The organism is Herbaspirillum sp. UBA812, from assembly GCF_002296545.1.
GTDB classification, from domain to species: domain Bacteria; phylum Pseudomonadota; class Gammaproteobacteria; order Burkholderiales; family Burkholderiaceae_D; genus Herbaspirillum; species Herbaspirillum huttiense.
Window position 1 is genome coordinate 1 of sequence record NZ_DBIC01000200.1, and the last position, 5,308, is coordinate 5,308.

Sequence of the window (5,308 nt, forward strand, 5' to 3'; positions counted from 1 at the left end):
ACGCGCCGCTTCCACCGCCGCATTCAGGGCGAGGATGTTGGTCTGGAAGGCCAGGCCCTCGATGACCGAAATGATGTCCACGATCCGGCCCGAGCTGGTATCGATTTCCTGCATCTGCGCGATCACGCGCTCCACCACTTCGCGCCCGCTGCGGGTCGCGGCCGATGCTTCATCGGACAGGCGACAGGCCAGCGCCGACTGGTCGGCGGTATAGCGCACCTTGCTGCTCAGTTCACCCATCGAGGCCGTAGTCTGCTGCAAAGAGCTGGCCTGGATTTCGGTGCGCTCGGAGAGATCATGATGTCCCTGCGCGATCTGCTGGCTGGCCGAGGCCACCGCCTGCGCATTGTGATTGACCAGGCCGACCACGGCGATGAGCTTGTCGCGCATCTCGCGCATGGCCGCCATCATGCTGGCCTGGTCGCGTCCGGCCACCGGTACCGTCACCACCAGGTTGCCCCCGGCGATCTCGTGCGCGACATGCAGCGCGTCATGCGGTTCGCCGCCCAGGCTCTTGCGCATGCCGGCAATGAGCGCGTAACCCGCCCCGCCTGCAAAGACCAGGCAAGCCACGAAGCACGCCCCCATCAGCCAGCGGGCGCGCTGGCTGTCCCGCTGGCTCTGCAGTTGCAGCTGATGATTGCGTTCGGTCTGGACATCGATGAGTGCCTGGATCGCCGCCTGCAATTGCGCCAGCGCCGGATTGAGTTGCGTGGCCAGCCAGCGGCCGGCTTCCTCGCGCTGGCCGGCCATACTTAGTTGCACGAAGTGTCCAAAGGCCGGTTCGGCCTTCTGGTCGTTCACGGTGAAGACGGTTTGCGTCAGTTGCCGCATCTGCTCATCGGACACCAGTGCCAGCAGTGCCTTGCGCTGCTTGATGAAACGCTCATGCGCCGCGCCCCCGCGCTGCATGGCCGCCTCGGCCGCCGCCTTGTCGCTGATGATGATGACGCTCTGGAAGGATTCCACTCCGATATGGACCTGCCGCGACAGGTCCTGTGCCAGCGCCAGCTTGAGATTGCCGTCGTTGACCACGGCATCGAGCTTGCCGGTGACGAGCTGCAACTGCCATAGCCCGATCACGCCGGACAGGATGCACAGCAGTACCAGGGTGCCGAAGGTGAGGCCGATGCGCAATGCCAGGGGCAGCGGACGCGTGGTGCCAGGCTGGGTGTCCATGAGCGGAACTCCTGCAAATGAGGTCGCCGGCGATGGCCGGCAGGGAAGAGGCCCGCCACCGGCCGGCCTGGCCGATGGCGGGAGAGCCAGTCCGTGAGCCGCGTCAGAACGGCAGGATGGCCTTCACGTAGAACTGCTTGCCCTCGGGGCGATTGCGGACGTCATATTCCTGCTGGAACTTGGCCGTGACCACCAGGCCTTTGCCGTTGTCGTATTTGAGGTTGGGGCCGATGGCCAGTGCCTGCGACTTGCCGGCTGCGGCATTGGGGCCGCTGTCATTGGTCACCTGCTGGTAGGCGTAGCCACCCACCCCGGCCACCAGGCCGTTGCCGAAGCCCCAGCCCAGCGCGTAGTCGGCGTGGATGGCCTGGCCCGAGCGGGTTTGCGTGGCACCGTTGCGGCCGTTGAAGTCATACATCAGCTTGACGTCAGCATTGACGCCTTCGCGCTGGATGTAGCTCAGGGCCACCAGCGGCTGGTAGACCCAGATGTTCTTGCCCAGGCTGGAGGGATTGTCGGCACTGTACTGGCCGCTGGGCATGGTGATGTCGAAGCCGACGGCGTAATGCAGGGCCGGCGAGGCGTGATACGCCAGGGCCGGGCCGACGGTGATGTCACCCAGGCCGCGGCTGTGGAAATTGCGGCCGCCTGCACGCACATCCACATCCAGCAGCGGTGCCAGTGCGTGGAAGGCCAGCTGGCCGCCGAGGATGCTCTGTTGCGTGACCCACACCACGCGCGGTGCCAGCACGCCGACCTGCACGCGGAAGTCCGGCGGTCCGATGTCCTGGCCGTTGTTGCCGCGGATATGGTCGTATTGTGCAAAGCCGGTATAGACCATGCCGTAGACCCCCGGTGGCGGCAGTGCGCCCGAACCGAAGTTTTCCAGCCCGTCCGGATAGGACGGCAGGCCGCTGCCGTCGATGGCATGGGCCGGCAGACAGGCCAGGGCCAGGCCCAGGCTGCAGCCCAGTCCCAGGGCGCGTGCCAGCAGTGTGCGTGGTGCGTTCTTCATGGTTTCCCTCTGTGTGTGAAATGGTGGTGGCAGGTCAGGTGCAGACGACGCGCTCGCTTCAGCACTTGCCGCGGCCCCAGCGTGCTGCGGTGTGAAACACCGGCGCGGGTGGCGGAGTGGCCTGGCGTGTAGATGAATTGAGGCGGATCAATGATCGCGGCAGTGCTCGCAAACCGATGATCCAGATCCGGTCATCGCTATCCCCTGAGTGCAGGAACTTGCGCCATCGGCGAACCCGGCCATGCCGTGCGGCAACGCGCGCCGCCTGCCGGACCCGGCTTTTCAAATTGCCGCAAACGATGGATAGCCCGTGCGCGCTGCGGATAGGGCCTTGCGGCCTGCTGCGTCCATCATGCATTGCAGGCGCAGCGAGCAAGCGATGCTCTTCTCCCTGCATCACCACAACCGACAACAGAGGGTTAGCGCAATGAAAGATCTCGAAGGCAAAGTGGCGGTCGTCACCGGCGGTGCCACCCTGATCGGTGCAGGCGTGGTTCGCCGCCTGCGCAGTTATGGCGTCAAGGTGGCGCTGTTCGACATCGACGCCGACGGCGGCCAGCGCGTGGCCGGTGAAGACCGCAGCGCCTGTCGCTTCTGGCGCGTGGATATCACCGATGACGCGCAAGTGGCCAAGGCCGTGGAAGAAGTGGCGGCGCACTTCGGCCGGCTCGATTTCCTGGTCAACCTGGCCGCCTCCTATCTCGATGACGGTGCCGCTTCCTCACGCCAGGACTGGCTCAAGACTCTGGATGTGAATCTGGTCAGCGCCGTCATGGCCGCCCATGCGGTGCGGCCTTATCTGGTCAAGGCGGGCGGCGGTGCCATCGTCAACTTCACCAGCATCTCGTCCAAGGTGGCGCAGACCGGGCGCTGGCTCTATCCGGTCTCCAAGGCAGCGCTGGTGCAGGTCACGCGCAACATGGCCATGGATTTTGCGGGTGACGCCATCCGCGTGAACTCGGTCTCGCCCGGCTGGACCTGGTCGCGCGTGATGGATGAACTGACCGGCGGCGACCGCGCCAAGACCGACCGCGTGGCGGCCGATTTCCATCTGTTGAAGCGCGTGGGCAACCCGGAAGAAGTGGCTGATGTGGTGGCCTTCCTGCTGTCCGGCCACGCTTCCTTTGTCACCGGGGCCGATTACGCCGTCGATGGCGGCTATTCCGCCATGGGGCCGGAGCAGGCCGTGCCGGCCATTCCGCGCCTGGCGCAGTAAAGCCATCAATGATTTATACGATTTAGAACATTTAAACAATTTTCAACGATCGGTTCGCATCATTCAGCTGATCCGGATCGATTGACAACGAGAGGAGAAACATCATGCGTAGCATCGCGATCGTAGGTGGTGGTCAGGCCGGTCTTCCGCTGGCATTCGGTTTGCTGGAGCAGGGTTATCAGGTCACCGTGGTGACCAATCGCACACCCGATGACCTGCGCAACGGCAAGGTCATGTCCAGCCAGTGCATGTTCGATCCGTCGCTGCAGATCGAACGCGATCTCGGCTTGAATGACTGGGAACAGCAATGTCCGCCGGTGCAGGGCATCAGCTTTGCCGTACCGCATCCGGAGGTGCCCGGGGCCAAGGCCATCGACTGGAGCGCCCGCCTGGACCGTCCGGCGCAGGCCGTGGACCAGCGCCTGAAGATGTCGTCCTGGCTGGAGCAGGTGGAGGCGCGCGGCGGCAAGGTCCTGATCCAGGATGCCGGCGTGGCCGAACTGGAGGTCCTCTCCGAGCAACATGACCTGGTGATCCTGGCGGCCGGCAAGGGCGAAGTGGTCAAGCTCTTCGAGCGCGATGCCGCCCGTTCTCCCTTCGACAAGCCGCAGCGTTCCCTGGCCCTGACCTATGTGCATGGCCTCAAGCGCCAGCCGGACTATTCCAGCGTAGCCTTCAACCTGATCCCCGGCGTCGGCGAGTACTTCGTGTTCCCGGCCCTGACCCTGTCCGGCCCGTGCGACATCATGGTCTTCGAGGGCATCCCCGGTGGTCCGCTGGATTGCTGGCGCGAGGTGCGGACTCCGCAGGAGCATCTGGCCACGTCCAAGGACTTCCTGCGCAAGTTCCTGCCTTGGGAGGCCGAGCGCGCCGAGCACGCCGAACTGACCGATGACAAGGGCATCCTTGCCGGTTCGTTCGCGCCTACCGTGCGCAAGCCGGTACTGACGCTGCCGTCCGGCCGCCTGGTCTTTGGCCTGGGTGACGCCGTGGCCACCAATGACCCGATCACCGGGCAAGGGGCCAACAATGCCACCAAGGCAGCCAAGGTCTATCTCGATGCCATCCTGGCCCATGGCGACAAGCCCTATACCCGTGACTGGATGGAGCAGACCTTTGAACAGTTCTGGGATTACGCCAAGTGGGTGGTGCAGTGGACCAACTCCCTGCTGACCCCGCCGCCGCCGCACATCCTCGGCCTGCTGGGTGCAGCCGGACAGATGCCGTCGCTGGCCAAGGAAATCGCCGAAGGCTTCAACCACCCGCCGCGCTACTTCCCCTGGTGGGCCGATGCCCAGGCCTGCGAGGAACTGGTGGCCGGCCATCAGGCCAAGGCCGTGGCCGTCGCTGCATAAGGAGCCATCATGTCGTCCATTGCAACCCTGGCCTTGGCCGAAGCCACGCCTGATCTGCAGGCGCAACCGGCCCCGTGGGGCCAGACCGATCTGGCACCGCGCACCCTGCGCAACCTGATGGGGGCCTATCCGACCGGCGTGGCCATCGTCACCATGCGCACCCGCGACGAACGCGATGTCGGGCTGACCATCAATTCCTTTGCCTCGCTGTCGCTGGATCCGCCGCTGGTGCTGTGGAGCCTGGTGAACCACTCGCCCAACCTGGATGCCTTCCGCGACTGTGCGCACTTCGCCATCAACGTACTGGCCGACGGACAGGAAGAGCTGGCGCGCCGCTTCGCCACCCCGGCCATCGCCGACAAGTTCGAGGGCGTGGCCGTGGCCCAGGCACCGGAAGACCTGCCGGTGATCGCCGGTGCGCTCACCGTACTGGTGTGCGAGAACGACCATAGCCGTACCGTGGGCGATCACCTGCTGATGGACGGGCGCATCGTGCGCACCGGCCACCAGCCGGCGGCACCGCTGGTGTTCCATGCCGGGCGC

5 protein-coding genes are annotated in these 5,308 nt (G+C 65.2%); 3 read left to right on the forward strand and 2 right to left on the reverse strand.

The window, feature by feature from the left end; genetic code table 11:
* Positions 1 to 1,179, reverse strand: a 1,179-nt coding sequence (locus B3873_RS13315) for a methyl-accepting chemotaxis protein (RefSeq protein WP_286866641.1), incomplete at its 3' end; no start/stop codon positions are given.
* A gap of 103 nt (positions 1,180 to 1,282) precedes the next feature.
* Entirely contained in the window at positions 1,283 to 2,194 is a 912-nt protein-coding gene (locus tag B3873_RS13320) for a SphA family protein (RefSeq protein WP_209533924.1), read from the reverse strand.
* Between the two features lie 427 nt (positions 2,195 to 2,621).
* Between B3873_RS13320 and B3873_RS13325 the strand changes: the two genes are divergently transcribed.
* The 3 genes from B3873_RS13325 to B3873_RS13335 all read left to right on the forward strand — a co-directional run.
* The gene (locus tag B3873_RS13325; protein WP_039783210.1) at positions 2,622 to 3,410 is read left to right on the forward strand and encodes an SDR family oxidoreductase; all 789 of its coding nucleotides are present in this window, start codon (positions 2,622 to 2,624) and stop codon (positions 3,408 to 3,410) included.
* A gap of 104 nt (positions 3,411 to 3,514) precedes the next feature.
* The gene (locus B3873_RS13330; protein ID WP_286866643.1) at positions 3,515 to 4,765 is read left to right on the forward strand and encodes a styrene monooxygenase/indole monooxygenase family protein; all 1,251 of its coding nucleotides are present in this window, start codon (positions 3,515 to 3,517) and stop codon (positions 4,763 to 4,765) included.
* A gap of 117 nt (positions 4,766 to 4,882) precedes the next feature.
* Positions 4,883 to 5,308, forward strand: a 426-nt coding sequence (locus B3873_RS13335) for a flavin reductase family protein (RefSeq protein WP_286866645.1), incomplete at its 3' end; no start/stop codon positions are given.